Below are 25,246 nucleotides of genomic sequence, written 5' to 3'. Positions count from 1 at the left end.
GGTTGTTACATTGGTACAGGTACTAGTTCGCTTCAATAACGTGGATATGGCACTTAAAACTTTAAAGAAAAAAATGCAAAGAGAAGGCGTTTTTAAAGTTATGAAGATGGGTCGTTTCTACGAAAAACCTTCCGAAGTTCGAGTTCGTAAAGGACAAGAAGCCTTTAGAAGAAGAAGAAAATTAGACAGGAAAAGAAATTATGATTAAGTTTTAGTCATATGACCGATGTCTTTAAAAAGGGGCTTTAAAGCCCCTTTTTTTTATTAACGAATCATTAGATTTAAATTCCTCTGGAGGGAATATTATCATTAGTTCTAAGTATCGGAATTTGTGATAACAAATTTTGTAAGTTCAATCCGCTTAAATTAACTCTGGAAACATTGGTTTCAATGGGCTGAGCAATACTTGCATAAGGGTTTGAGAGATTAGCGGAAAACCGGCTATTCACTGCTCTTTGAAAGGCCATTTCTCCAAGACGAGCCGAAAAAAAACTTTATGAAATCATGTAAAGATTTATTTGTGCCGTATGCTTTATACTTAGTATTATATATTCCCTTAGCTACCATTTGATAACCATGGCTATCAGTATTCACATCATGACTTGAAGATTTATCATTTCGCCAATTTAAAAACTTCTCTTCTTTTTTTTCAGACTCTAAAAGAAAGTTTAAGTACTGAAGGATCTCGGTTTCATTTTTAGATTTAATTAGGGAGATATCCTGACCTGTAATCTTAGAAATAAGATATGCAGCTGAATCTATCGCCTTATATAATTCTTTACTCAAAGACAATGTTTTTTTATTTTTTTTGGTCATAATATTTAATCTTTGATATTTCACCGCTATTGATAAAAATTATACTATAAAACTATTCTTATAACAAGCTGAACTCCAAAATAATATTAAAGTTTAATAATAATATTACTTTTCTACCTGAAGTATATGAATGAGTAAAATATTATCTCATATTACTTTTCTAAAGTTAGAATAAATATTTTTAGTTTAAAATTTTATTCGTCCTACCCTTGTAATCAAAAATGTACGAACTATATACACTTCATAAAATATTATTTAATAATTTTTGAGGAAAATATGAGTAAAGTTATTGGTATAGATTTAGGTACCACCAACTCATGCGTAGCAATTATGGATGGCGGCAACCCTAAAGTAATTCATAATAGCGAAGGCGCAAATACCACACCTTCAATAGTTGCATTCACAGATAAAGGTGAGCGTTTAGTCGGTCAACCGGCAAAACGCCAAGCGGTAACTAACCCGCATAACACGATTTTTGCGGTAAAAAGGTTGATCGGACGTAATTTTGATGATCCGAAAACTAAAGAGTTGGCAAGCAAAGTACCTTATAAAGTTGTAAAAGCTACAAACGGAGACGCATGGGTGGAAGCCAAGGGTGAAAAATATGCACCTAGCCAAATCAGTGCATTTATTTTACAAAAAATGAAGGAAACTGCGGAAAGCTATTTAGGTGAAAAAGTAACTAAAGCTGTAATTACCGTTCCTGCTTATTTTAACGATTCACAAAGGCAAGCAACTAAAGACGCAGGTAAAATCGCAGGGCTTGACGTACTTAGAATCATTAATGAACCGACTGCTGCCGCGCTTGCATACGGTTTAGATAAAGAAGGCACTAAAACTATCGCTGTATATGATTTAGGTGGCGGTACATTTGATGTATCCATCCTTGAAATCGGCGAAGGTGTATTTGAAGTTAAATCTACCAACGGAGATACTTTCTTAGGCGGTGAAGACTTCGACTTAAGAATACTTAACTTCTTAATTGAAGAATTCAAAAAGGACAGCGGTATTGATTTAAGTAAAGATCCGTTAGCACTTCAGCGTTTAAAAGAAGCGGCTGAAAAAGCTAAAATTGAACTTTCCAATACAGTTGAAACCGATATAAATCTTCCTTATATCACAGCGGACAGCACAGGGCCTAAACACCTGAATATAAAACTTTCCAGAGCTAAATACGAAGGATTAGTCGATGATTTAATCAAGCGCACTATTGATCCTTGTAAAGCAGCTCTTCAAGATGCCGGCATTGATGCAAGCAAAATTGATGAAGTTGTGTTAGTAGGCGGCATGACCAGAATGCCGAAAGTTATAGAAACCGTTAAGCAATTCTTTGGTAAAGAGCCTCATAAAGGTGTGAACCCTGATGAAGTAGTTGCAATCGGGGCTGCGATTCAAGGCGCGGTATTAACCGGCGAAGTTAAAGATGTTGTATTACTTGATGTTACCCCACTATCAATCGGGATTGAAACTTTGGGTGGAGTGTTTACCCCGCTTATTGAAAGGAACTCTACCATTCCGACTAAGAAGAGCCAGGTGTTCTCTACTGCTGAAGATAATCAAGGCGCAGTAACCATTAGAGTGTTCCAAGGTGAAAGAAAAATGGCGGCAGCTAATAAATTCTTAGGCCAATTTAACTTAGAAGGGATAGCTCCTGCTCCGCGTGGAATGCCTCAAATTGAAGTAACATTTGATGTTGATGCGAACGGTATATTACACGTTTCAGCAACCGACAAAGCAACAGGTAAAGAGCAGAAGATAACTATCCAAGCTTCCGGCGGCTTATCCGATGAGGAAATAAAAAAAATGGTTAAAGATGCTGAAGAAAATGCCACCGAAGATGCCAGACGCAAAGAGTTGATTGAAGCTAAAAATCATGGGGATAGTTTAATCTACTCTATTGAAAAAAGCCTTAAAGACCATGGTGATAAGGTTGCAGCTGAAACCAAATCTGAAGTTGAATCTGCAATCGAAGCCTTGAAAAAAGCCTTAGAGGGTGAAGATGCCGAAGACATTAAAGCTAAAACGGATACTTTAAGCCAAGCTTCAATGAAGATCGGCGAGGCTATGTATCAGGAGTCCCAGGCTCAAAATGCACCGGGAGCGGATAATGCTTCTTCAAATAATACAAATGATGAAAAAGTTGTAGATGCCGAATTTGAAGAAGTTAAAGACGATGAAAAGAAATAATATTTAATATTATACTTTTATTTCAAGAGCCGGAGCTTTCCTCCGGCTTTTTTTATTTTTCGGTCTTCTTAATTAATAAAGTTATATTAAATTTTCACTTAATATAGTAATGTTTATGGCAATTTTCTTACTATATTAGTTCAAGGGTGAAATGAAAAATTATAACTCTGTTAGAAATACTGCTGAAACTTCCGTGCCTTTAACTCCAATACAATATTATATAAGTTTATTAGATAGAGTAGTAAACAAACGCTATGGCATGTTAACTGAAGGGATACAAAAAATTAAAGAATTTTTAGAGAGTCACACCACTTATATTAATATTAAAAATAGTAATAATTTTTCAGCCCTACATTTAAGCTCGCTTTACGGAAATAAAGATTTTACAAAATTTTTAATAAAAAAAGGAGCAAATGTTAATACGAGAAATTCCAGAGGAGAAACTCCTTTGCATTTGGCTGCCAAGAACGGACGTCTTTCTATAGTGAGATTACTTATTAAAATACCAAATATAAATATTCGCGCTCGAGACAGCGAACATAGAACTGCATTAGATCTGGCTTTAACCTACCCTTTAAGACAAATTGAGTTAATTAAGGAAAACAGAAAAGTGAGCAGTTTTAGCAGAGAACCTATATTTGAGGATATAGCTGAATTACTTCAAAAGGCAAAAGAATACGTTGATTGCTTAAATAATATTAAAATATGTATAGTTGAAAAAATTATGTTTATAAGAGATAGAATAACTTATATAAATAATATTTTTAATAAAACTATTTTAATTTTAGAAAGTAACCCTGAATTTATAAGCCTTAAAAATGACAATGGGCATACCGCATTGCACTTAGCGGCTATTTACGGTGAAACGAAATTAATAAAAATTTTATTACAAAAAGGTGCTGACATTAATGTTAAAGATAATAAAGGTAAAACCCCGCAAGATGTCAGCAAAAGACTAGGTGATTTTTTAACAATCAAAAAATATATAAATCTTTTAAGTAATATTAAAAACGATACAAATATTTATATTAAGTTAAAAGTTATATTAAAAGCGTCTCCTGAATTTATAAATTTAAAAAATGAAGACGGCCAAACTATTTTGCATATTGCCGTATTATATAATATTCACAGTCAAGATGAGATAAAATTTTTATATGATTTAAAAGCAAAAATTAATATTAGAGATAATGAAGGTAATACCCCTTTAGATTTAGCTAAGCTGTATGATTTTGACGAAGTAAAAAAACACTTGATAAATTTATTCATAATTAGTCATAATAATGGTTTAAACACGGCCAGTGCTGCAAAAATAGGGTTAAATTATCCGGAATATATCATGCCCACACGAGCAATCTTATCCGATGGCGCCGCTGCTTATGAAGCAGAATTAAGAGAAATATATAAACGTGATAAGCTTGAAAAGGAAGAAATTAAAAAATTAAAAGAAAGAGTATATGCCTTAGAAGCAGAATTAGGAATAGCCGAACCGTGCAAAGAAAACACAATAACTCAAAATTTCCAACCGCCCCCTACAAGTGTTATGTGTAGTGGTATGCAAACCTCAACCATACTTAGAAATCAGGTAATAATATCAACAATTGAAGAAATCAGATATATGGCGCCACCTCAAGTTTCTTACAAGAGACCTGTTGAGAATTCATTCACAAAACGGCATGCTTCTTCCATACTATATAAACGGAAAAAGGGTTTAGAGCCGAATTCTCCTATTATCATCTCCTAAACTAACAAAAAAGGCGGGAAGCAAGAGCAGAACATTTTCAGAAAAAGGTAAAATTTTATAATTATAAATTAGTTTAGCACCCTTTATAATATAGAGATTTATACATCACTTTATATTTCCTTTGACATAACCGAGTTTTATTATTAAATTCTCCCTTTAGCTTACAAAGCGCCCGTAGCTCAACTGGATAGAGCGTTAGACTACGGATCTAAAGGCTAGGGGTTCGACTCCTCTCGGGCGCACCAGGCAATACCTAGGTTACAATATTTATTTTATATTTACTAACTCTTTATTTTCTACATATTTTCTACACTCTATATAAATTAATATTATACAAGTTATAAAATTTATTCTTTTTATTAGAAATAATTTCATTAATTTTTTGATGTAAGATATCAATAGCGTGTAACTTAATTCTCAGCCTCCCTCTTCTCAACCGTCTTTTTTTTTTCCTTATATTGAACATAGATTATCTGTATCTTATTAAAAAAGCTTATGAATATGCCCACTTAAATTCTCTTTCATAAAAATGTGTTACCTCCTATATATCAACTAAAATTAACTAAAGAATACTTCTAAGTAGCATTATTAATTAAGTTATTTAAAATTTTTTAGTCAAACTGGATTTTTATAAAAAAATATGTTAACATTTGTAATATTAATTATAAAAACAATAATATAGCAATATGCCAAAAAAAACTATGAGCATTGAAAAGCGATGCAAAATACTTAAAGAATTAGTGAATACGGATGAATTTAAAAATAATCCTCTCTCTCAACAATATAATGCTGCAATGTACCATTTAATAAGAATTTTAGAAACAAGAGTCCAGGAAGATAAATCTAAAGATCCGAGCAGTAAAAAATATCCTAATTTGAATATATTGCGGAATGGTTTAGTGCATGGATATTTTGATATTGACAAACAAAGTATAGTTGATTTTGTAAATGCTGAGGCAGATAACTTAGCTCAAAATAATGGTATATTACTAGTTAAGCTAAGAAATTACGCTATATACAAAAATAATTCCAAGTATTCATCGCAAGCTACAAATGAACGGTGGGAGAATCTACATTTTCACTTTCAACAAACTAACCAGGGAACTATCCCTTCAACAACCGAACTTTACCAAGCATATTATTCTGATATGCAATTACAGCGCATGAAAGTTGATAACTTTTTAAGTTCAAAATACAAAAATAAAGAAGCAATATTATATTGCTTAGGATGTTTTGGAGAAGCTTGTAACCAAATATCAGAACCATTAGTAGCTAAAGGACAAGTAGATACTTCATTAGGAATGAGTAAACATTGGCGTGATAAAATTTTCCATGCTGCTGAAGTAGATAACAAAGATTTTAGTCAAATGATAGAAACCATATCTACCTATGATCATTCTAGCCATAAAATTACCTTGGGTTCTTCTAAGATTAATGTCACTCAAACACCCAGTGTCCCAAAAGAAGATGAAAGCAAACATATAAGCATTGCAGACTCTCAAATAGGAAGAAGTGAAGATATCGGTGAGAAAGAAGCCTATACTACAAAAGAACTTAAAGAGATCCAAAGCCGCACATTAGCGGAAAGTAAATTTTCATTATCTTTATCTGACACCGGTACCCCGCAAAAACGCAAAGTAGATCAAGTTACTAAAACTAAAACAGAAGTTGATAAGCAAACCACCACTTTTCGTACAAGTAGTAGCATATCCAGCCAAGAAAAAGCTAAAAAGCAAAAAGAAGATAAGCAGGAACCACAGCAAACTCAAACGGGTTTAATGAGTTTCTCAATAAAACCGAGAGAAAAAATCAAACCTTTTGTTTTTGGTAAAAAAGATGAAAAACAGGATAAAGGCAGGGGATAATAGCATTGGAAGTTAAAAAAACTGCTTGATGTTTAGAGTGTAAACTTTTTACACATAAGAAACTAAAATATTAATATCAATTATATTGAGATAAATGCTCTAAATTGATATTATTCAAATTAATAATTTATAAAGAGAAAGAATATGTTAAGTGTAGAAAAGCTAATAAGCTGCAGGGATAGAATTCAAGAGGAGGCAAAAAAATATGGCTTCGTTAATGTTTGTATTACAGCTAAAGAAGAGCTTGAAGAAGAGCCTTTTAAGTTTATGGTAGATTTTAACAGTACTTACCCACCCAAGGAAAGATATTTTTCTTTTAAAAAATTTTTACAGGAATTATTGGAGAATGAATATATTACTTTATGTTATTACTCAGATCTTAAAAAATGGTTGATAGATCCCGGCTTTCCTTCCATACAATATACTCTAGATAGTGCAATTCCTCTCAATGAGCTTACCAATGAACCATTCACTGATCAGTTTGCAAGGCAAATTGCTAAGTCACAAACAGTGTGTAATGAGGTAAAAGAACAAGACCATAAACCCCTAGAAAAGGAGAAAGCTGCAGAGAGCTCTAAAAAACGTAGTTTTGAACAAATTGTAAACGATTCTAGAAACTCCGCACTTGGAAAAGGAGCGGATGACTCTTCACCTGAAAAAACTAATAAAGAGAAAAAATGTAAAGTTGATTCTAAAGTTGAAAAAATTAAATATAGCAAAGATGCTAGAAATTTATCTGATAGAGGAAACGGACAATCAATCGTTAGAGGGTCTTAAGGATATTGCTCTATAAATGTCTTGCCGGTGGGGTAGTTACTTAGGCTTAATAAATGTTATTAATAAAAAGATCAGGACTGTTTTTTAGATTTATAAAAACAGTCTTTTTTGCATATGTTTATTCCTTAACCTGAATTTTGCGTAAGAAACAACTTTAGGCTCACAGTTAGCTTAATAAATTCCTGTAATATTAAAACTTGCAATACCATATAAAACGAGTTGAGCAAGGCAAAAGAGATTCTGAGGTTAACTATGTTGTATGAACGCAGTATTCTACAAGTATATTTCCTTCTAAACCTGAAACTATGATTAGTTACTTTTTTAGTAATTATAAAATTGTTTGATGCATATTCTATCATTCCTCCATCAAACTTCAAGTGGTTTAACCGATAATTACAACTAACAATTATTAAACATTTAATGGAGCGTTTAAGAAAGATTCAGCACAAGCACAAGTCTACGGCACAATGGCAAGAGACCTGGAAATTCATCATGATTTAAACAGAAAAGCATACGGCATTGCTACCGTAACCGTAAATAAAGCTATAGGATATGATACTACCACAGGAGAAGAGATATTTGAGCCCAGATGGTTTAAAATTCATATTACCGATGAAAGCTTATCAAACTTTTACAAACCATTACTGCTTAAAGACAGAAAAGCTATTTTTATAGGTGAACTGGATATCATACAGGCCGGTATGGATGACTCACATGCTCAAGTCGTTATCAAAGTAGATACCCGCTTAGGAATAGCTCTTATGCCTAAGGCTATGAGTAGTTAAGGATATTTTATATTCTTCCCTCATCTCTGCTTGATATAATAAGTATAGCTGAGGGAATTTTCTTAGAATATTGTCTTCTTCACTTATTCACCGCTCTCACTAATTGAATATTGAACAACTTAGCCCATGCTTTGGTTACTTGTTGCTGGATGGAAGGGATATTGGTATTCTTTGCCCACCAAGTATTGGAGGAAGCAAGTAATATCTCAGGGTTATATACCATTGAATGCAATATAGGCCAAATGAGCAGCTGCTCATAACATATAATGCTCGCGACTCTTTTACCTTGGATACTATAAACCCCGGGATGAGACCAGTAGCTGATAGCTGTTGATTTACCTTTTGCCCATGGGCGCCACATGCTTATCGGCACAGGCACTCGATCAAACAGTATTGCACCTTCTTCTTTACCTATTGCTATCATTCCGCTTATATATTCTCTTTGGTTAAGATTAATTCTCCCACCCAGAAAAACCGTAATTCCTAAGTCTTTACATTTACGGTTTATCTTCTCCCATAAGTGCTTATTTGCATTATTCCAAGTTCCTATCACTAATTCGGGTAGTAAAATAAGCTTTAGTGCTTTATGAGCTGCAAGAACTTCATCTACTGTTTCAATTAGTAATTTATTATGCTCATATTCATCTTCTGAAGATTTAATCCAACAAAGCTTAGTATTAATCCCTACAATACCAGAGATATGAGACTGCTCCTTATAATTGATTCGGCAAAATACCGAGAGAATTAAAAGAAAGCCTATACTTATATTTAAGCTCTTAGAAGCTTGAAACATGTAACAAAGTAATATCAGTAGTATGAAAGTAGCAATTAACCCCGGCCAACCTAAGCCGGGAAATATCACTCCGGCAGCTGTAATCGGGTTAGCCCAACCGAACAACCCTATAGGCGGAATAGATACACTTAATATAATAAGCGATACTCTCAGATAATAATATTTTTTACCCCAAAGTAATGCCCAAGGAAGCGCTAAAATAATGTTAGGTAAAACCCAGATAGCTATTCCTGAAACGATAGATACTTCCTCTTTGCCGGGGCTACCGAAGAATACACCGGCTCCTTTTATTAAACCATGGCTTGCCGCAAGGTAATATGAAAGAGCACAAAAGTAAGCATGGATTTTGTTTCTAGAAAATGCCCATACTACAACAAAGCAAGGGGCTAAAGCTAGCCACATTTCACTTCCACCCCATGCAAAATATCCGATAAGTGCAGAAAATACCAATTGGATGATAAACGGCTTTCTTATCATCTATTTACCACTCCACCATTATAGGCGCATTAAAGGGAGTTATAACATTATATTTAATATCCTTACTTTCTATATTGATTAGCTTAAATACTTTTTTCGCATATTTATATCCTTTATAGAATGAGCCTGTGTTATAGGCGGATAAGGTATGGAATAATACTTGGTCTTTACCTTTAAACTTAAGCGCAGCAATTTTGTAAAAATTATTAAAAATGGATGCAGCAGCTTTAAGGTTAGTACATGGCTCGATAACTTGTTCTACGGATAAATTTAATTTCTTTAAATTACCCGAGTTTATTTGGCTCAAGCCTAAATCCAAATTATGTCCTTTACTCAGTAGCTCGTTTGCTTTTTCGGTAACTTCATCTTGTGTGTTGAATCTTAGTATTTTTTTAGTAGTATTATCATTAATCACCCATGGATAACCGTTTGATTCAACTTTAATAATAGCGGATATAATATCCCTATCTACGGCACAGGAGGTAATCAGATAATCTAAGTTTATACTATCCATTACTTCCCCCACACCCAAACAGGTTGCATAACGGCAATTATATTTTCTTTACCGATAGCTCCGAAGTAACGGCTATCTAAACTATGAGTATGGTGCTTTGATATTAACCAAACCTCATCTTCATTTACTATGTATTTTCCTTCACTTAGTAACGGTAGATTAACTTTAAACTTATTTGGTTCTAAGGCAGTGCTATTTATAATTACTTGGTCATTAACTGAAATAAATTGGTTATCTATGACCACTATATCGCTGCCAATTGCAGCTACAGGTTTTAATAAGGGAGCAGTGCCGTCATCACATAATCCTTTAGGTAATAGGTTATGTTTCAAAACCAGATTATAAATATCAGCCTGATGAGGTAAGCAAGTCAGTACTACTTTGCCTTTAAGAATACTTTGTGAGGTTGAATCAGTCTTCCAAATCCCTATCGGCATAGACGGAGAAAAGTTAAACCTGTATCCGAGCAACCCTAAAATGAATACGGGCAATATAATAACCATTGCTACAGATATGGGGTAAGCTAAGTATTTCAAGTTTTTAGTCATATAAAAGCTAAAAAAGATTATTTAGAGGGTTATCTTCTTGAGGAGTAGTCTTTTCGTTCGTATTAACTATCTCTTGCTCTTCAAGCTTTGAGATATTAAGGTCTTCATCCTCTTTTGAGCTTCTGATAATATCAGAGCGCTCAGGCGGGCTTATGTTCGATCGTTTAAGGAAGGTAGGATCTTTATAATATTTGATTTTCTTTCCGTAAATCGGCCTATGTCCTGCAACAAATATTAAAGCATCTGAGGGCGGTAATCTCATTATCTCATCAGGTGTAAGCAACGGCCGTTTCTGCTCGGTTTCGGAATTAACTACATTGGTTAGCAGGAGAGATAGCCTGCCTCCCGAGAAAGAACGATTGTATACGGTTACGGTAGTTGAGCCGATCATCGAAGAAAGCAGATTTGCAGTTTCAATTTTATTAGGAGTAAAGGCTACTCTTACTTGGCAGTTAGAAATTATAGCTTCATCTTTGCCGTAAGCCGCATAAAGCTGGCTTAAATCCTGAGCAATTAAATATGCTTTTAAACCGTATCCTGCTATAAAGCTTAAGGATTCGGCAAATATCTCAAGTTTACCGAGACTCGGGAACTCATCAAGCATTAATAACAACCTATGTTTAAAGCAGGATTCTCCTTTCCCTGAGGTAAAATCCATCGATTCGGTAAGAATTCGTATTATCTGATTAATTAATAGCCTGAATAAAGGTTTGAGCCGATCCTTATCAGAAGGTGGAGAGATTATATATAAACTGACCGACTTTTCATGATCCATTAAGTCTTTTATTTTAAACTCGGATTTTTCAGTGTTTTGAGCCACAATAGGATCGCGATAAATATTCAAGAAGCTCATCGCGGTAGAAAGCACCCCTGAGCGTTCATTATCCGATTTATTAAGCATATCCTTAGCACAAGCGGCAACTACGGGATGGTTTCGAGTAAGCTTACCGCTCATATCCCGCCAATGAAGCTTATTATCATGGTCATGACAAGTATTAATCATATTTAGAAAAATCTGCTCAACCGTTTTAAAGTTAGGGTCGGATAGGTAAGCAGCTACTCCCCTTAGTGTTTTATCTTTTTCAGCATATAATACATGCAGGATTGTCCCGACCAATAAAGAAAATCCTGTTTTAGCCCAGTGGTCATTTAAGCCTTTACCGTCAGGGTCGACTATCATGGCTGCAATGTTTTGCACATCTTTTACTTCATGCGCGCTACCTAACCTAATCTCTTCAAGCGGATTAAATTTAATGCTTTTACCGCTATAATCGGTAGGATCGAATTTTAAACAGATAGACCCGAGCTTTTCCTTTCTCCATCCTGCGGTTAAAGCCCAATTTTCTCCTTTAATATCATGCACGACAACACTACCAGGCCAGGAAAGCAGAGTCGGAATGACTAGTCCTACTCCTTTGCCGCTACGAGTAGGAGCAAAAGCTAAAACATGCTCTGCACCGTTATGGCGTAGGTATAAATGTTCCTCTCCGTCTTCCCAGGCTCCGACATATACTCCTTCACGGTAATTATCATTACTCCCCAGCAACTCCGTTTGATTAACCTCTTCTCTACTTGCCCACCTTGCCGAACCATGGAAGTCATAGTTACTTGTTATACTTTTACTTTTAAAATATAATATTGATAGAGCAAGGCTTAAAGAAATCATACTCCCTAGGATGATTATAAAATAAGCAATAACGAAGTGATAATGAACGGTTTTATAGCTCTTAAACTTCCAGCTCCATGTGAGCCATGCGAGCGGATGATAAATATTACCCCATATTCTGCCCCCCAAAGCTTCACTGTATTTAAATATATAAGCTAAGTATTGGGTTGCAGCCTGTGAGGTAATAAGCAATGCTATAACCCCGGCAAATATTGCAACCCATGATATATTTAAGAAAGGCATTTTATCAGGCAGATGGTATAGTGACTTATCCATTAGCGGCTTAAGTCCAAGCTTTTATTAAGTTCATGCTTTACAGCCTGCCAACGGTTATTTATTACCCTCAAATTTACCTGTTGCCCTACTTTTAACATTTGCGGGTTTTGAGTAATAGGCAAAGCTTTGATCTCTCTTCCTACATCGATTACTAAGTACTTATTTTGCTGCTTGTCTTCAGTCGCTATACTTAAAATCTCTCCTACGTAAGATTTTGTTTCATCAGGAGAAGTAGTGCTTAAGATCTCGATAGGTTTATCAGATAAAGCCTTTATAAGTTCAATAGTGCCGTGTTTTTCAAGCCAGCTTCTGGCATTCTGCTCACCTTCTTTTGAAAGTAAGTTTATATCACGCAGATTCCATAGCTCATTTCTTTCAACTAAAACTTTAGCAGAAGCAAAATCTTTTACTGCTTCTTGAATATCTGCATTATCTTTAAGAGATATAAGTATCTTATCGAGCTTTGTAAAATTTTGAGAATTACTTTCTTTTGTAATAAACTCCTGATCGAACTTATGATATTGTACTTCTTTAGTCTTTTGCTCACTTAAAGCGTTAAGCTTTTCTTTCATTATATCTTCAGTTAATATGATATCCTTATCAGCTAAGCAGTATTGCTTTAATTCATTCTTTTCAAGTAATCCCAGTCTTACCCAAGTGTCTGCACGTCTGGAATGAGCTAATGTAAATCGTTCGATATCTTTTTCGGATTGCAGAAAGAATTTCTGTTGCTCTCGTTCTGCGTTTTGTTTTTGAAGTTTTAACTCTTCATTATAATGCTGTTGCGAGTAATAACCTTGCTTGTTTATTATATCGATTAAGTTTAAATCGGTACGGCTGATATCCTGTCCGATTGAGATATTGGACTGAATACATATCTCACTTCCGACCTCTAAGCGTTTAGTATTTAATTCCGTAAGGTTAACTTTATAAATATTATCTTTATAATCTTCAATTAAAGCTGAGGCTTGTGAGCAGTATATTATTCTACCTACTATAGTCTGTTCTTTCCGTTCGTGATTCCACTCTTTAACTACTTTGTCTTTAGTGACCTCTGATACATTGGCCTTATCAAGGTTTTCTTTCCAGTTAGGATGTAAGTTTTCTCCCGAGTTTAAAATAACTTCCTGTGTTTTCAAAAACTCTGTTCGTTCATTGAGTTGTGCATAGAACTCTGCTGCAAATCCTCCTTCTTCTTTCGGTTCTTTAATTAAATTATTGCCTGACTTCAGAGTATCAACCAAATAGTCATCAATTAGCTTATTAGGTATTACCTTAGTATGCCCGTAATCTTTTACGTTTATATATTTTACTAAGTCTTTTTTGGAAGACTCAAATGTTTTAACTTCAAGTTTGACAAAACAGCCTTCTACTAAATCGGATTGTAATCTGCCGGCATGGACTCTATCCGCTTGAGTTATATAATGTGCTTTACCGTCTATAGCTTCTAGAAGTAAATAAGGTTTATCAGTATCAGGATCTAATCCTGCACCTAAAACTCTGCCTATTATACCGTCTCCCTCGTTCTTAAGTATGGTATAAGCTAAATCCTGATTAGGAGTGCTCATTTTGTCTCTCTTTCGATCTAATATTTTAAGCCCGGCTGATAATTTTCCTCTATCTCCGAGTATCTCTTTAAAATCAGGTTCCAGCCTCCAAGCATTCCCTGACAGTTTCATAACCGCTCCCAGTTCTTCAAGCTTTTTTAGTCTCCTTATTAAATGTAACCTATATTCTTTGGCAGAATCCGAGTTAGGTATTCTTGTTTCTAAGCTGAACACCTTATAACCGTCCGTTTCAGTTGAGCGCTTAAGTATAGCGCTATCTAACGAGGTAAAGCGTTCGGAAGCGATTTGCCTTTCTCTAACCAGGCTTGCATGAGCTTCAGTCCTATATCCCAACTGCTGGGTGGCAACCTCTTTTGAGCGTAATCTCATTCCCTGCTTAAGATAAGCAGGGTTAATATCCAGTTTTTTTCCTTCTATGTCTATTCCTCTTATTAACAGATGAACATGAGGATTATCGGTATTATAGTGATCAATTGCTACCCAAGAAAGAGAAGTGTCCAAGTCCTGCTCCAGTTTACTTATAAATAACTTGGTATGTTCTTTTAAATCCAGCTTGTCACCCAGTTCAGGGCTAATTATTATCTTCCATATCCTGGGGTCATTAGCTTTTTGCCAGGAATCAAGGCAGTTTGCTATATTTACCGTATTACTTTCATTATTAAAGCCAAGCCCCTTTTCATTATCTTTTTGACTATTTTCTCTTGCCAGATAATTTCCGTGTGCACGCCATAGGCCGTTAGTTTTATTCTCCGAATATCTAACGATAACCGTACTGTTTTGCAGTTTCGGAGTAAAATCTACAATTGCCGAGTTTCCTCTTGCATTGCTTTTAGCAAACCAACCCTTGTTAGTCGATTCCGTAAAGCCGTTATTAGATACCGTGTCAATAACGTCACCAAGTTTCTTTACACCTAGATAAGCAAAGTCGGCATCTTTATCTCTTTTTTGAATTTTTGCATTTAGCTCAATATTTTGTTCTTCATTTTTGCTCATATAATACCCTTTATTACTGGTAAGAAAATTTAATATGCTTCGGTAAAGACTATATCTTTCGTGGCAGTGATGTTAAATTTATATCCCGGCCTTATCTTTAAAGTCGGTTGTATATTCAAGTTTTTATTGATTAGTCGGCTACCCGTCTGATTTAGTTGGGAACCTATACCTGCAACTGCCATTTGAGTCGCCGGCTGGTTTCCACTCATGCTATTTTGTGCTGAGATATTAGCGCCTGTAGACATTAGACTCATCAGCATAGCATTGCCGAATATACGGAAATAATGATGATCTACTTCATCTTTCAACCCCGAATACCCTGAAACATCGGTTCCCGCCATTCCCTTTAGATCAATGGTAGAGCTGTCCGGGAATATTAGCCTATGCCATACCACCAACACTCTTTCCTGGCCGTAAGCGATTTGGCTGTCATATGTTCCGATTATCTTGGTTCCTTGAGGAATTAATAAATGTTCTCCTGATTTGCCGTCATATACATTTTCCCTCACTAGCGCTCTAATCTGGCCGGGTAAATCCGAGTTAATCCCTCCGTCCATTACGGCAGGAATTAATTGTCCTGCTGTAACTTGATACGGTGATATCGGCTGCTTACGAAGTGATTTTAAATAGTTATCTTCATTTTGTGCTGCTGCCGAGTGCAAAAAGTTTTCTTTTCTGATTTGCTTGTTATGGTCATCCTTTGCCATTTGGTACTCGGCAAGCCGGCTATAGTTATCAGGTGTAAAGACTTTGCTGCTTTCTGCAACTTTATTTGAGGAACTATCCGAGGAGGTATAACCGTACTTTTTATCAAATAAGTTATGGTTAAGCGGTGCATTTCTTGCTTTTAGATTATCCTGGATCCTTTGCTCTCCTATTCTTTTTGTCAACTCCTGTTCGGGAGTTAATATTGCTTGGGTTGGAGATTGTGGTGCCCTACTTAAAACTTCGGGTTCAGTACTGCTTGATTCATTATTTTCTATTGCTTTAGGATTAGGAAAATCAGGTATATTTTGATTGATGGAATTTGCTATCTCACTTGCCGGCTCAAGTTTTATATTTGAGGCCGATACTTTATTCTGCGGCAAATTTTTCCTTTGCCCTAAAGTTAATCCGTAAAAAAGTAAGAGTACTATTATTCCTATTAAAATAACAATTAAGACTTGTATTTTCCTACTAATCCTAACAGCCTTTTGCGGTTTGCCGACTATTTCCAATTTATCGGGAGAAGTTATCATATTATTTCGCCTCTCTACTTACAGTTAAAAAAACAATTCTTTGTGGATTTACGGCTGATAATGATTTTTTCCTGATTTCTACCGACTCCTAAGATTAGTTCCGCTTTGTCGAATAACCTATCTACTACATAATAGCCGTTTTTTACTCTATAATTGACTAATTCAGCTTGATTGTTTTGGCCTATAATCATGAGTACGGGCATTTCTTTAGAGGAAATATCCTCTTTCATTTTTATATAAACGTGCTTGCCGTCATTAAATATTTTCTCAGGAGTAATATGCTTACCGTTGCCTTTAATAGTATAATTAAAATCCAGGTTAACCGCAGTTATAGACGGAAATTCCGCTATCCTGTTTAATCGGGTTTCTTTTTCTATTTCTTCATTATCACTCCATTTTTGGACAAGATCATGCGGATAGTAAAAATTAACTCTTGTTACGTAGCCGGTTTTTTTAGAAATTAAGTAAAGGTAATAAGTACGAAGATCAGTAGTAATTATCATATTGGTTGCAATATTTTCATCGGTAGGTTTTATGATTACATGAGGGGTAGAATTGCTGCTCTTGCCTGAAGTAGCAGGTGATAAAATCCAACGCACTTGATCCCCGATTGCAACATTCTGTATTTTTTCCCCCGCCTCTAATTCTATATCACATACGTGGAGCGGAGAACAGGTAAGCATAGGCAGCTTCTCATCAAACGGATAGGTAATTCTTCCGTTACCGTTTTTAATTAGAGCAGCATGACCTGTCTTCTGCCAGGACTTCGTTGCAGTGTTTATTTTATCATTATGTATATTGTTTTCTATATCTTTTGCTAAGCATGTATTTACAAGCATGAGAGCAGAAAAAGATAAAGCAATAGCGCTAAGTATTTTCATATTTTTAAATCTCCTAAATAAATATAAATTTTACAGTTGTTGTGCCCAACTTATTTGGGTAATAAATAACCCTAACGGATTAGCTATAATTGCCGCTTCAGTAGTCGGAGAACTGAACTCAATAGAAATTATAGCCTTCCATTTTTTTCGGTTAATTAATGAACCTTGCAGGTCATGAGACGTTTCCTGCCACTCCGCTTGCCAGGATTTTTCACTTAAGGGCAATACGGTTGATACTTCTACCGTAACCGTTTTAGTTTCAGCTAAAACAAAAGGATTATTGTGGCTTATATAGTCCTTTATATATGTAGCTGCACTGCTTCCCCTCGGCAGATAAGCATATATTTTTTCTAATGCTCTCTTTTGTATAATACGATCGGTACTAATCGATCTGCTTTCTATTATAAAATTTGCTAATATGGATTTTATAATTTTTGTATCAATTTGCTTTAGTTCTTCAGCAGGGGCTAAAGCTGCTACTTTACCCAGTTTATCGACTTCTATGATATATGGAATAATCTTACTTTGGGTAGCAGTGATACTAAGCCCGACGGCAAGTATTAATGTCGTTAAGAAAGACATGGCGGCAGCAACTCTCCAGTTTCGTGCTCTTGTTATATAATCTCCGTATCTTTCCGTCCATTCTCTTCTCGCATTAATATAAGGGTTTAACTCGTAATTAGTATTTTCACTCTTCATATCAGCTCTCCGTATGATTAAATTTTATGCTAATATTTGTATTTGGTGCAGAATCATGCGGTATAGGAGATTTTGCTATATTTTTTATAGCACTTCCTAAACCTTTAGGTGCACTCGGTTGTAAGTTTGCAATATTATCTTTCACTGTTGATGACGATTGATTTGCGCGGTTAGGCATATCATTAATCGGGGTAGTGACTTTATTACTGATATTCGGTTGGTTAAGCGAACTTGTTTCCGTATTGCTACTTAGATTAGCAGGTATATTATTATTTTCACTTACGCTTCGGGTCGGTGTGAACGGAGTATTAGCTGCAATGTCTTCTTTAAATTTTCCTGTTCGTTCATTTAATATTGAGCTCATCCGCTCCCCTTTAGTTTTAGACGGATTATTTACAGGAGCAATACTATCTTCCATGCCGGCACTTGCAAAATGCTTGAATGCACTACCGAATTGTTTCACTCCGTGACTCATGCTACTTTTATCTCCTCCAAACGGAGAGTTAGAAAAGTTATCAAACCGAGCCGTTTCCCAAGCTGAATTTGCAGCGCTTGCTAAACCTCCCATGCTTTTTATACTTCCACTCCCCATTGCCCCGATAGCTGAAGCTCCACCTATCATCATTGCGCCCGATGAAGCAATTGTAGATGCAGCATTACCTGCGGTGATATTAGGCGAGCCTGAAAGAATTGAAGCCGCCATGGAAGGAATTTGCCATACTAAAAACATATAAACCAGACTTGATCCCATTACGGTTAATACCGTGTTTACGTTTATCGGCTTTAAGCTTTCCGGCCACTGGTTTACCTGTGCTTGTCCGATCCCGATCAATAAGTACATGACAAATAATTTGACTCCTATTGCGAAAGCATAAGATATATATCTTTGCGCAAAATCCGTAGTCCAGCGGGAGCCTCCAAAGCCAAGAAAAATTACTCCTCCGCTTATTACAATATATGATTCAATTAAGGCAATCAGAAGCTGAGCGGCAATTACCGCAAACGCAAAGATAACAATTACACTTGCTATCATAACCGTCACCCCTACGGTTATGGTTTCCGTTATACCGCTTATATGCATCTCTTTTATCATCAGATACGTGGTTTTAAGCCCTGTATCCAGTACTTGTGAAGGGCTAAAACCCGTGATTGATTGTTTACCCGCTAATGCTCCCGCTAAAATAAAGCTATCAATTATACTTGGAATCCAAACATCAGCATTGATAAGTAAGGCATAAAAAAATCCTATACTCATAATTTTTTTAATCAGTGCTGCGGTTAAAGATCTAAATTCATCTTTTTCCAAAACCCAAATTATTGCAGTCCACGCAATTTCAATTGTAGCAAGTATTGTAAACAGCTGTTGAGCGACATTAAACAAGGAAGTATACCATTCTAAGCTTCCTTGTTTATAATTCTCTGCAATACTGTCGAGTATATCACTCGCAAGTGCATCAGATGATTTAAGCATGATTATAAAAATTGCATAACTTAAAATTCTTTTCATTATTGGCTTCCGCCTTTGAAAGTTTTATAAGTTTTATTCTTTCCGGGTTCTTCTATATCCCAAAAACTTTTTTGAGCAGCTGCTTCTGCACTTCTGCATTTGTTTTTATTAAACATTTTAAAGAAATATCCATCCTTACACCGTTTAAGTACTGATTGTCTTTCCTCATGATGCTGAGCATAGTATTTTACCAAATCCTCATCATTGCTACAGCCTTGCAGGTTTAGTACTACTACCAGCAGTAAAATAGTTTTTTTAATCATTTTATGTTTCCTCCTTTAAAAGTTTTGTATTTACGGTTAAGTGTAGGGTCATCTACATTTAAAAAATTATCTAAAGCCGCTTGTTTTGTCATTTCTTTTTGATTTCGGCTAACCAGGTAATTATTTTGCGCCTGCATTTGTGCCATTTGTAGCTGCCTTAACTTTCTTAACTGCTGTACATTTTCAGTCGCAATCATATTGCCGACCTGGATTGCCTGCATTCTGCCTTCAGCGGTTTTAGACATAGTTTGTAATTGGCTTATTAACTTATCTTCCGTTACAAATTCATTAGCTTGTAGATTTGCTGCATTCATTGATCCCCTAATTGAGTCCATGGTTATACTCGACCATTCCTGATAATCTTTACTGTAGTTATTAGAAGTACGGTACCCGGGGTATTTGCTCGTAAACTCTTCATTAATGTTTTGGCTACTATAAGATAAAGCTTGCCCGCTTTTTACAATTTTGCCTAAAGTTTGTAACAACTGAGCTGTATTACTCCATACGGGATCTGAAACTGATTTCGTATTTTTATTCATATCATTTATCTGTTCAAGTTGCTTTGTGAGCATTTCCGACTGGGTTATCAGCATCTTTACCTGGTGATCCAGTATTGAGCTTTGATACATAGAGTTTTCTTTAAGCAATACATTATTAGCTATTTGAGTAGTTTCCGTTGCATTGCCGGTAGGTGCCTGAACATATACATCATCTCCTCCTGCTAATGCAGTTAAGGGTAGTACACAAATAATAGTTAATAGTAGCTTCATGCTTTACCTATTTGTTCATAAGAGTTAGCCAGCCTTGAGCCCAATCATCCAGCCTATGCTCTCTTAGCCACTGCACAGGCCATTCATTACCATACTGCTTAATTAATAATTTTGCCTTCTTTACATCCTCCTTGCCTGATGAGGCGACAAATGCTTTTGCAACTCCTCCTAATCCCAGTTCAAATAACCTCTTGCCGTAAGGTGAAGTATAATAATAATGCCGTTTAGGAATTGCCGTTTTAATTATATCAATTTCACGTGAATTAAGCCCTATTTTTTCATACTCTGTTTTTGAAATCTCATTACCCGCTTCAGGGTTAGGAAGCAGTATTTTAATCGGACATGATTCATATATAACATCTTTAATAACACTGTTTGCTATATCCGATAAAGATTGCGTAGCAAAAATTACTGCTACATTATTTTTCCTCATAACTTTTAACCATTCTTTTATCCTATCCCTAAATAAGGGATGAGAGATAAACATCCAGGATTCATCTAAAACAATCAGAGTCGGTGAACCGTCTAAATTCTTTTCCACCTTATGGAATAAATAAGTTAAAACAGGAGCAACATTTTTTTCACCCAGTGCCATCAGATGCTCCATTTCAAATACTTGAAACCTTTCCTTATTTAACCCCTCATTATTTGCATCAAGCAGCCTTCCCATACTTCCCGCTAAACTATAAGTAGTGAGTGCTTCTCTTATTTCTAAGCTTTGTATGGTATTTATAAAATCGGTAATAGTTCTCGATTTCGTGTTTGCTAACAAATCTAAAGCTATATGAATACTTTGTCTTAACTGAGGAGTGATCTTAACCCCCTGTAACTCTACTAAACTTTCCAGCCAATCCTGTGCCCAAAATCTTTCTGTTGCTTGATCTATCTCAGCTAGAGGATAAAAGGCTAAATCACTTTCGTCTCCTGCAATATCATAATGCTCCCCTCCGCATGCTTTAGCTAATACAAAAGAACTATACCCTTTATCAAAGCAAAAAACTTTGGCATTTTTGTATCTGAAATGCTGTGCAATAATAAATGATAATAGAGTAGATTTTCCGCTTCCCGTAGCACCTAATATAAGCGTATGCCCGACATCTTCAACATGCAAGGAAACTCTAAACGGAGTACAACCTGCGGTGGTGCTGTAAAATAATACGGGACTATTTGCGGGATATAATCTATTAGGATTATATTCTAAACCAGACCATACAGATGTAATCGGCAGTAAATCGCTAAGGTTCAAAGTATTTACAAATGATTTTCTTACATTCAAGTAACCATGGCCAGGAATAGAGCCTAAATACGCTTCCACTGCATTCACACTTTCAATGCGTGCAACAAACCCTAAATTCTCTATGGTTTTAATTATCTTTTCAACCGATTCGTTGAGCAAAGATTGACCTTCATGCATTAAAATTATAGTATTTGTATAATCTCCATACTTAACCAACCCGCTTTCTACTTCCGATATGGCTACTTCCGCATCCGATGCCATATTTATTGCATCGAAGTTTACTGCTCCGCTTCTTGTGTTAAATAACTGGTCTTTAAAACCTAGAATTTTTTGCTTCCATTTCCTACGATGTCGGTTAATTATGCTTTTTGCTTCTACGTTATCAAAGAATATAAACCTTGAACTAAAGCGATATTCTACTGCCAAATAATTTAAATTATCTAAAATCCCTGGATAAGATTCGGCAGGAAACCCTTCAATTGATATACACTTAATGTATTTATCTCCTATTTTAGGAAAATTACCGCCGATAAAATCCTGATTACCGATTATTGCATCCAAATACATAGGTATGCTCGGTAAATTAATCTTTTGAAATTTACCTGTAACGGTATAAGCTAAAAACTCTAACAACTGATCACGGGTATGAGTTTTTTGATATTCATCTTTATAATTAATGCCGCGCATTTGTTTTATCTCAAGAATAGAAGATAAAGATAGCTCAAATTCCTTAGTAACTTTTTTAAAATAATTTAGGTTTTTATCTCCTGTTGCTTCACTCTCAAAGTTATCATTTGAGTATAATATATCTAATATTTTCCCTTCTGCTTTAAGCGGCGGCGTATAGGTAAGCGTAAGTGCATAAAGGTTTTCATAGTTATTGCTGTAACTTGTAAATTGCAATTCTCTTTCGTAATCAATTAAAGCGGTAGTTCTATCGGGGAATGCCATATCTTTTGTGTCAGGGTAGCTATTTGCTTTTTTTCTTATACAATCTATTTGCATCATCCAGCCGCTCCCGAACTTTTGTAGTGCCGCATTTAATCTCGCTGAGATTCCTTCCAGTTCCTCATTTGTATTAGAATCCATATCCTGCCCCTTAAAGTATCGGCTTGAGCTAAGGCTACCGTCTTTACCTTGCATGATTCCGTCATCAACAAGAACGGCAAAATTTAGTAAATCCGAAAATCCTGTAGGCTGTCTTTTCCATTCTTTTAAATACATTTATCTACCCTGAATATTTTCCTTTTGACGGATAATAACTCTTAAACTTTACTGACCTCATAAACACTAAACTCATTAAAGCATCCGCTTTTCCCATGAGTCTAAGCAGAAATAACTCAAGGCTCCAAAGAATGCTTGCGATTGCTATACCGAGTGTAAAGTTATATCCTAAAGCTATACTTAAACCGATAACGCTCGAGCTTAAGGCAGCAAGAAGTACTAAACTTCTCTCTCCTCCTAAGATCATTTGCCTGCGTGTTAAAGACCTGCGTATCGGAACACGGCGTAATTCATTTCTCATTAGATAACTGCTCCTGCTACACCGAACAGGGTAGTTATTATGCTTGAACTTGATACTAAAATTGAGATAGCTAACACAAGCATCAGTATTCTTCTGACAAAGCCTGATAATTCTTCGCCGAACGCAAGTGCAGCTCCTGTTATACACATAGCAAGTACCGCAATTGTAATCGCGACTGGTCCTGTGATACTTGTTTTCACTGTTTCCAGTGGCGCTTCCCAAGGTAAGTTACTTGTGCTTGTGACCGCTAATGCCTGATTGCTTATTATATTTAAAATGATAAATTTAGCAGTGATCCTTTGTATAATTTTTTTTCCGTTTATTTTATTCATAGTTTATATCCTTGTTGCTTTAAAATTAAGTATGTATTTGCCATTCTCATATCCTTTAACCTCTTTTATCTCCTTGACCTTGCGCCATGGTGAGCTTTTAATTCGCTCAATAAAGATTATTAAGTTGATTGCTTCCGCTATGATCTCGCCGATAGGTTTTATATTGGCTTCCTGAATAAGTTGCTCAATTCTGATTAATCCTGCTGCCGCCGAATTGGCATGCACGGTTGATATACCTCCGGGATGACCTGTATTCCATGCTTTAATCAGTGTACTTGCTTCTTGACCTCTTATTTCCCCGACAATAATCCTATCAGGCCTCATCCTGAGTGCAGTTCTTAAGCAACGGTTAATATCAATGTTTTGTGAAGTCCTGAGTTCTATAGTATTAGGTAATTGAGATTTTAGCTCGATAGTATCTTCAATAATTAATATTCTATCTTTTGGTGCAGATAAGAATAACTCATGCAGCAATGCATTTACGAGTGTAGTCTTACCTGACCCCGTACCTCCTACTATTAAAATGTTTTTCCTTGAAACTATAGCTTGTCTGATTATTTCTATCTCATGGGCGGTTATTATCTTTCTCTTCAAATAATCTTGCAGCGTCCAGATCTTTTCAGGCCTTTTTCGAATAGTAAACGAAGGAGATGAAACTACGGGAGCAGAAATTGCAGTAAATCTGCTCCCCCAAAACGGCAGCTCTACTTCCAGTATGGGAGAAGAGGTATTGATTACAGTATTATAGACGGAAGCAATAGTACTTAAAAGATTTTCAGCTTGCAGTTTACTTATTTTATAACTGCTATCACTCAAACCTTCTCCAATTACATCATACCAAACCTTTCCATCAGGATTTAACATAATTTCTATAATTTTCGGATCATTGAGCTTACTGATTATTTCTTCCCCAAGTTCGCGCCTTAGCTTGTCTTCAAGTCTTCTGTTTTGTTCTTCTTTCGCTAAAATATTACTCATTTTTCTGTCTCTGATTTATTATAAATAAACCCTCTTATTTCACTTATAATATTGCCACCTTCATTCCTCGGATTGCTTTTTATCGCGTTTAGGAAATTATTGTACCTAACTAATGAGCTTTTGATCCGCTGCTCTCTTTCCAATAGCGGCACCTCTTTAGTGTGGTTCAAATATAATTTAATATAGTTATCAATTATTACGGCAATAATTTGTACATCATTCCTTAGCGCTATGATCTCGTTCTGATTACTTTCTATGGATATTGCAATTCTTGCCTCCATATTAGAGATAAAAGTATGAAGTATTGACCCTTCCTTAATTTTTCCTTCTTTGGCGAGTCTTGACTCTTCCTTTAATTTAATATGTTCAAAACAGTAATCACGTAATAATCTTGAAATTGAAATTCCTAAGTCCTTGGCTTCCCTACTGATTAGTTCACGCATCTCTCCATGTAAATTCACCTTGGTTGAACTTCTATCTCCAATCACTTTCTTTGCCTCCGTATCTATGTATGGTAAAATATATCATGTAGCCGTGTACCCAATATGTTGAGGAGAACTCTTTTATCTTGCCTTAAAGACTAATATATACTCCTCCACTCCTCACCTTATCAACACCCTTACACCCTTTTGTTGAAATATTATTGTTTGTTAGAAAGTTAATAGTTTTATCTTGCAGATTGGAAGCATGCTTTTTATATAAATTATAAGGAAAGCCAGCTTTAGCTATAAATATTTATTATTTATTAATATATAATTTATGCAAATTGAATTGTTTGAATAAAGTAAAATTGTAAGCTTAGCTTTAAAA

General features: G+C 35.5%; 24 protein-coding genes and 1 tRNA gene. 7 read left to right on the top strand and 18 right to left on the bottom strand.

The features are described 5' to 3' along the window. The first annotated feature begins 10 nt into the window (after positions 1-10). A complete protein-coding gene (gene rpsU, locus NF27_RS04440) occupies positions 11-208 on the top strand; it encodes a 30S ribosomal protein S21 (RefSeq protein ID WP_204367865.1) in 198 nt (65 codons plus the stop codon). 73 nt (positions 209-281) lie between these two features. On the opposite strand, the gene NF27_RS04435 is transcribed toward rpsU, so the two are convergent. After that, positions 282-467 carry a hypothetical protein gene (locus NF27_RS04435; protein WP_039456292.1) on the bottom strand — a complete coding sequence of 62 codons (186 nt, stop codon included), beginning with the start codon at positions 465-467 and terminating at the stop codon, positions 282-284. Further along, a complete protein-coding gene (locus NF27_RS04430; protein WP_039456291.1) occupies positions 442-816 on the bottom strand; it encodes a hypothetical protein in 375 nt (124 codons plus the stop codon). The genes NF27_RS04435 and NF27_RS04430 overlap by 26 nt, the downstream gene beginning before the upstream one ends. Before the next feature lie 276 nt (positions 817-1,092). On the opposite strand from NF27_RS04430, the gene dnaK reads away from it, so the two are divergent. The 6 genes from dnaK to NF27_RS04400 all read left to right on the top strand — a co-directional run bounded on the left by dnaK (position 1,093) and on the right by NF27_RS04400 (position 8,171). After that, positions 1,093-3,003 carry a molecular chaperone DnaK gene (gene dnaK, locus NF27_RS04425; RefSeq protein ID WP_039456290.1) on the top strand — a complete coding sequence of 637 codons (1,911 nt, stop codon included), beginning with the start codon at positions 1,093-1,095 and terminating at the stop codon, positions 3,001-3,003. Between the two features lie 151 nt (positions 3,004-3,154). Continuing rightward, positions 3,155-4,744 (top strand): ankyrin repeat domain-containing protein, encoded by a 1,590-nt coding sequence (locus tag NF27_RS04420; protein WP_039456289.1) that lies wholly within the window; start codon positions 3,155-3,157, stop codon positions 4,742-4,744. A gap of 168 nt (positions 4,745-4,912) precedes the next feature. Then, a tRNA-Arg gene (locus tag NF27_RS04415) sits at positions 4,913-4,989 on the top strand. A gap of 441 nt (positions 4,990-5,430) precedes the next feature. Further along, on the top strand, positions 5,431-6,609 hold the full coding sequence (locus NF27_RS04410) for a hypothetical protein (protein WP_161791800.1): 1,179 nt from the start codon (positions 5,431-5,433) through the stop codon (positions 6,607-6,609). A 144-nt stretch (positions 6,610-6,753) separates the two neighbouring features. Then, the gene (locus NF27_RS04405; protein WP_039456287.1) at positions 6,754-7,386 is read left to right on the top strand and encodes a hypothetical protein; all 633 of its coding nucleotides are present in this window, start codon (positions 6,754-6,756) and stop codon (positions 7,384-7,386) included. 467 nt (positions 7,387-7,853) lie between these two features. Further along, entirely contained in the window at positions 7,854-8,171 is a 318-nt protein-coding gene (locus tag NF27_RS04400) for a hypothetical protein (protein ID WP_039456286.1), read from the top strand. Between the two features lie 79 nt (positions 8,172-8,250). Here NF27_RS04400 and NF27_RS04395 read toward each other — a convergent pair whose 3' ends face one another. From NF27_RS04395 to NF27_RS04320, 16 genes are read right to left on the bottom strand one after another with little or no spacing between them, the layout of a single operon-like run. Next, positions 8,251-9,441, bottom strand: coding sequence for a nitrilase-related carbon-nitrogen hydrolase (locus tag NF27_RS04395; protein WP_039456285.1), 1,191 nt, complete (start codon positions 9,439-9,441; stop codon positions 8,251-8,253). A gap of 4 nt (positions 9,442-9,445) precedes the next feature. After that, complete coding sequence (locus tag NF27_RS04390) at positions 9,446-9,955, bottom strand: lytic transglycosylase domain-containing protein (RefSeq protein WP_053332572.1); 510 nt, start codon at positions 9,953-9,955, stop codon at positions 9,446-9,448. Next, a complete protein-coding gene (traF, locus tag NF27_RS04385; protein ID WP_039456283.1) occupies positions 9,955-10,503 on the bottom strand; it encodes a conjugative transfer signal peptidase TraF in 549 nt (182 codons plus the stop codon). Before traF ends, NF27_RS04390 begins: the two co-directional genes overlap by 1 nt. A 7-nt stretch (positions 10,504-10,510) precedes the next feature. Next, positions 10,511-12,445, bottom strand: a complete 1,935-nt coding sequence (locus NF27_RS04380; protein WP_053332571.1) for a type IV secretory system conjugative DNA transfer family protein — start codon at positions 12,443-12,445, stop codon at positions 10,511-10,513. Next, positions 12,445-15,006 (bottom strand): DUF3363 domain-containing protein, encoded by a 2,562-nt coding sequence (locus NF27_RS04375; protein WP_039456280.1) that lies wholly within the window; start codon positions 15,004-15,006, stop codon positions 12,445-12,447. The genes NF27_RS04380 and NF27_RS04375 overlap by 1 nt, the downstream gene beginning before the upstream one ends. Before the next feature lie 29 nt (positions 15,007-15,035). After that, positions 15,036-16,244 (bottom strand): TraB/TrbI/VirB10 family type IV secretion system protein, encoded by a 1,209-nt coding sequence (locus tag NF27_RS11125; protein ID WP_053332570.1) that lies wholly within the window; start codon positions 16,242-16,244, stop codon positions 15,036-15,038. A 14-nt stretch (positions 16,245-16,258) separates the two neighbouring features. Continuing rightward, the gene (trbG, locus tag NF27_RS04365; protein ID WP_053332569.1) at positions 16,259-17,125 is read right to left on the bottom strand and encodes a P-type conjugative transfer protein TrbG; all 867 of its coding nucleotides are present in this window, start codon (positions 17,123-17,125) and stop codon (positions 16,259-16,261) included. 30 nt (positions 17,126-17,155) lie between these two features. Next, the gene (trbF, locus tag NF27_RS04360; RefSeq protein ID WP_039456277.1) at positions 17,156-17,824 is read right to left on the bottom strand and encodes a conjugal transfer protein TrbF; all 669 of its coding nucleotides are present in this window, start codon (positions 17,822-17,824) and stop codon (positions 17,156-17,158) included. Position 17,825: 1 nt separating this feature from the next. Beyond that, positions 17,826-19,331, bottom strand: coding sequence for a P-type conjugative transfer protein TrbL (trbL, locus tag NF27_RS04355; RefSeq protein ID WP_039456274.1), 1,506 nt, complete (start codon positions 19,329-19,331; stop codon positions 17,826-17,828). Next, a complete protein-coding gene (locus tag NF27_RS04350; protein ID WP_039456271.1) occupies positions 19,331-19,594 on the bottom strand; it encodes an EexN family lipoprotein in 264 nt (87 codons plus the stop codon). Before NF27_RS04350 ends, trbL begins: the two co-directional genes overlap by 1 nt. Next, positions 19,591-20,364, bottom strand: a complete 774-nt coding sequence (gene trbJ, locus NF27_RS04345) for a P-type conjugative transfer protein TrbJ (protein ID WP_039456268.1) — start codon at positions 20,362-20,364, stop codon at positions 19,591-19,593. The genes NF27_RS04350 and trbJ overlap by 4 nt, the downstream gene beginning before the upstream one ends. 7 nt (positions 20,365-20,371) lie before the next feature. Continuing rightward, positions 20,372-22,825, bottom strand: a complete 2,454-nt coding sequence (locus tag NF27_RS04340; RefSeq protein WP_039456266.1) for a VirB4 family type IV secretion/conjugal transfer ATPase — start codon at positions 22,823-22,825, stop codon at positions 20,372-20,374. A gap of 4 nt (positions 22,826-22,829) precedes the next feature. Further along, complete coding sequence (trbD, locus tag NF27_RS04335) at positions 22,830-23,126, bottom strand: conjugal transfer protein TrbD (RefSeq protein ID WP_039456263.1); 297 nt, start codon at positions 23,124-23,126, stop codon at positions 22,830-22,832. Continuing rightward, on the bottom strand, positions 23,126-23,458 hold the full coding sequence (locus NF27_RS04330; protein WP_053332568.1) for a TrbC/VirB2 family protein: 333 nt from the start codon (positions 23,456-23,458) through the stop codon (positions 23,126-23,128). Before NF27_RS04330 ends, trbD begins: the two co-directional genes overlap by 1 nt. 3 nt (positions 23,459-23,461) lie before the next feature. Then, entirely contained in the window at positions 23,462-24,436 is a 975-nt protein-coding gene (trbB, locus tag NF27_RS04325) for a P-type conjugative transfer ATPase TrbB (protein WP_039456260.1), read from the bottom strand. After that, positions 24,433-24,924, bottom strand: a complete 492-nt coding sequence (locus tag NF27_RS04320) for a hypothetical protein (protein ID WP_039456256.1) — start codon at positions 24,922-24,924, stop codon at positions 24,433-24,435. Before NF27_RS04320 ends, trbB begins: the two co-directional genes overlap by 4 nt. Positions 24,925-25,246 lie beyond the last annotated feature (322 nt).

This window comes from Candidatus Jidaibacter acanthamoeba, assembly GCF_000815465.1.
Lineage (GTDB): Bacteria > Pseudomonadota > Alphaproteobacteria > Rickettsiales > Midichloriaceae > Jidaibacter > Jidaibacter acanthamoebae.
Note: the sequence above shows the minus strand (reverse complement) of the source record. Positions and strands in the feature narration are given on the sequence as shown.

Coding starts and splice junctions, on each gene's coding strand:
- trbG (WP_053332569.1), bottom strand. CDS start 17,125: ATGAAAATACTTAGCGCTATTGCTTTATCTTTTTCTGCTCTCATGCTT.
- trbD (WP_039456263.1), bottom strand. CDS start 23,126: ATGAGAAATGAATTACGCCGTGTTCCGATACGCAGGTCTTTAACACGC.
- trbL (WP_039456274.1), bottom strand. CDS start 19,331: ATGAAAAGAATTTTAAGTTATGCAATTTTTATAATCATGCTTAAATCA.
- NF27_RS04375 (WP_039456280.1), bottom strand. CDS start 15,006: ATGAGCAAAAATGAAGAACAAAATATTGAGCTAAATGCAAAAATTCAA.
- NF27_RS04405 (WP_039456287.1), top strand. CDS start 6,754: ATGTTAAGTGTAGAAAAGCTAATAAGCTGCAGGGATAGAATTCAAGAG.
- trbJ (WP_039456268.1), bottom strand. CDS start 20,364: ATGAAGCTACTATTAACTATTATTTGTGTACTACCCTTAACTGCATTA.
- NF27_RS04420 (WP_039456289.1), top strand. CDS start 3,155: ATGAAAAATTATAACTCTGTTAGAAATACTGCTGAAACTTCCGTGCCT.
- NF27_RS04340 (WP_039456266.1), bottom strand. CDS start 22,825: ATGTATTTAAAAGAATGGAAAAGACAGCCTACAGGATTTTCGGATTTA.
- NF27_RS11125 (WP_053332570.1), bottom strand. CDS start 16,244: ATGATAACTTCTCCCGATAAATTGGAAATAGTCGGCAAACCGCAAAAG.
- NF27_RS04395 (WP_039456285.1), bottom strand. CDS start 9,441: ATGATAAGAAAGCCGTTTATCATCCAATTGGTATTTTCTGCACTTATC.
- trbB (WP_039456260.1), bottom strand. CDS start 24,436: ATGAGTAATATTTTAGCGAAAGAAGAACAAAACAGAAGACTTGAAGAC.
- dnaK (WP_039456290.1), top strand. CDS start 1,093: ATGAGTAAAGTTATTGGTATAGATTTAGGTACCACCAACTCATGCGTA.
- NF27_RS04410 (WP_161791800.1), top strand. CDS start 5,431: ATGCCAAAAAAAACTATGAGCATTGAAAAGCGATGCAAAATACTTAAA.
- NF27_RS04400 (WP_039456286.1), top strand. CDS start 7,854: ATGGCAAGAGACCTGGAAATTCATCATGATTTAAACAGAAAAGCATAC.
- NF27_RS04350 (WP_039456271.1), bottom strand. CDS start 19,594: ATGATTAAAAAAACTATTTTACTGCTGGTAGTAGTACTAAACCTGCAA.
- NF27_RS04390 (WP_053332572.1), bottom strand. CDS start 9,955: ATGGATAGTATAAACTTAGATTATCTGATTACCTCCTGTGCCGTAGAT.
- NF27_RS04435 (WP_039456292.1), bottom strand. CDS start 467: ATGGCCTTTCAAAGAGCAGTGAATAGCCGGTTTTCCGCTAATCTCTCA.
- NF27_RS04430 (WP_039456291.1), bottom strand. CDS start 816: ATGACCAAAAAAAATAAAAAAACATTGTCTTTGAGTAAAGAATTATAT.
- trbF (WP_039456277.1), bottom strand. CDS start 17,824: ATGAAGAGTGAAAATACTAATTACGAGTTAAACCCTTATATTAATGCG.
- NF27_RS04380 (WP_053332571.1), bottom strand. CDS start 12,445: ATGGATAAGTCACTATACCATCTGCCTGATAAAATGCCTTTCTTAAAT.
- traF (WP_039456283.1), bottom strand. CDS start 10,503: ATGACTAAAAACTTGAAATACTTAGCTTACCCCATATCTGTAGCAATG.
- NF27_RS04330 (WP_053332568.1), bottom strand. CDS start 23,458: ATGAATAAAATAAACGGAAAAAAAATTATACAAAGGATCACTGCTAAA.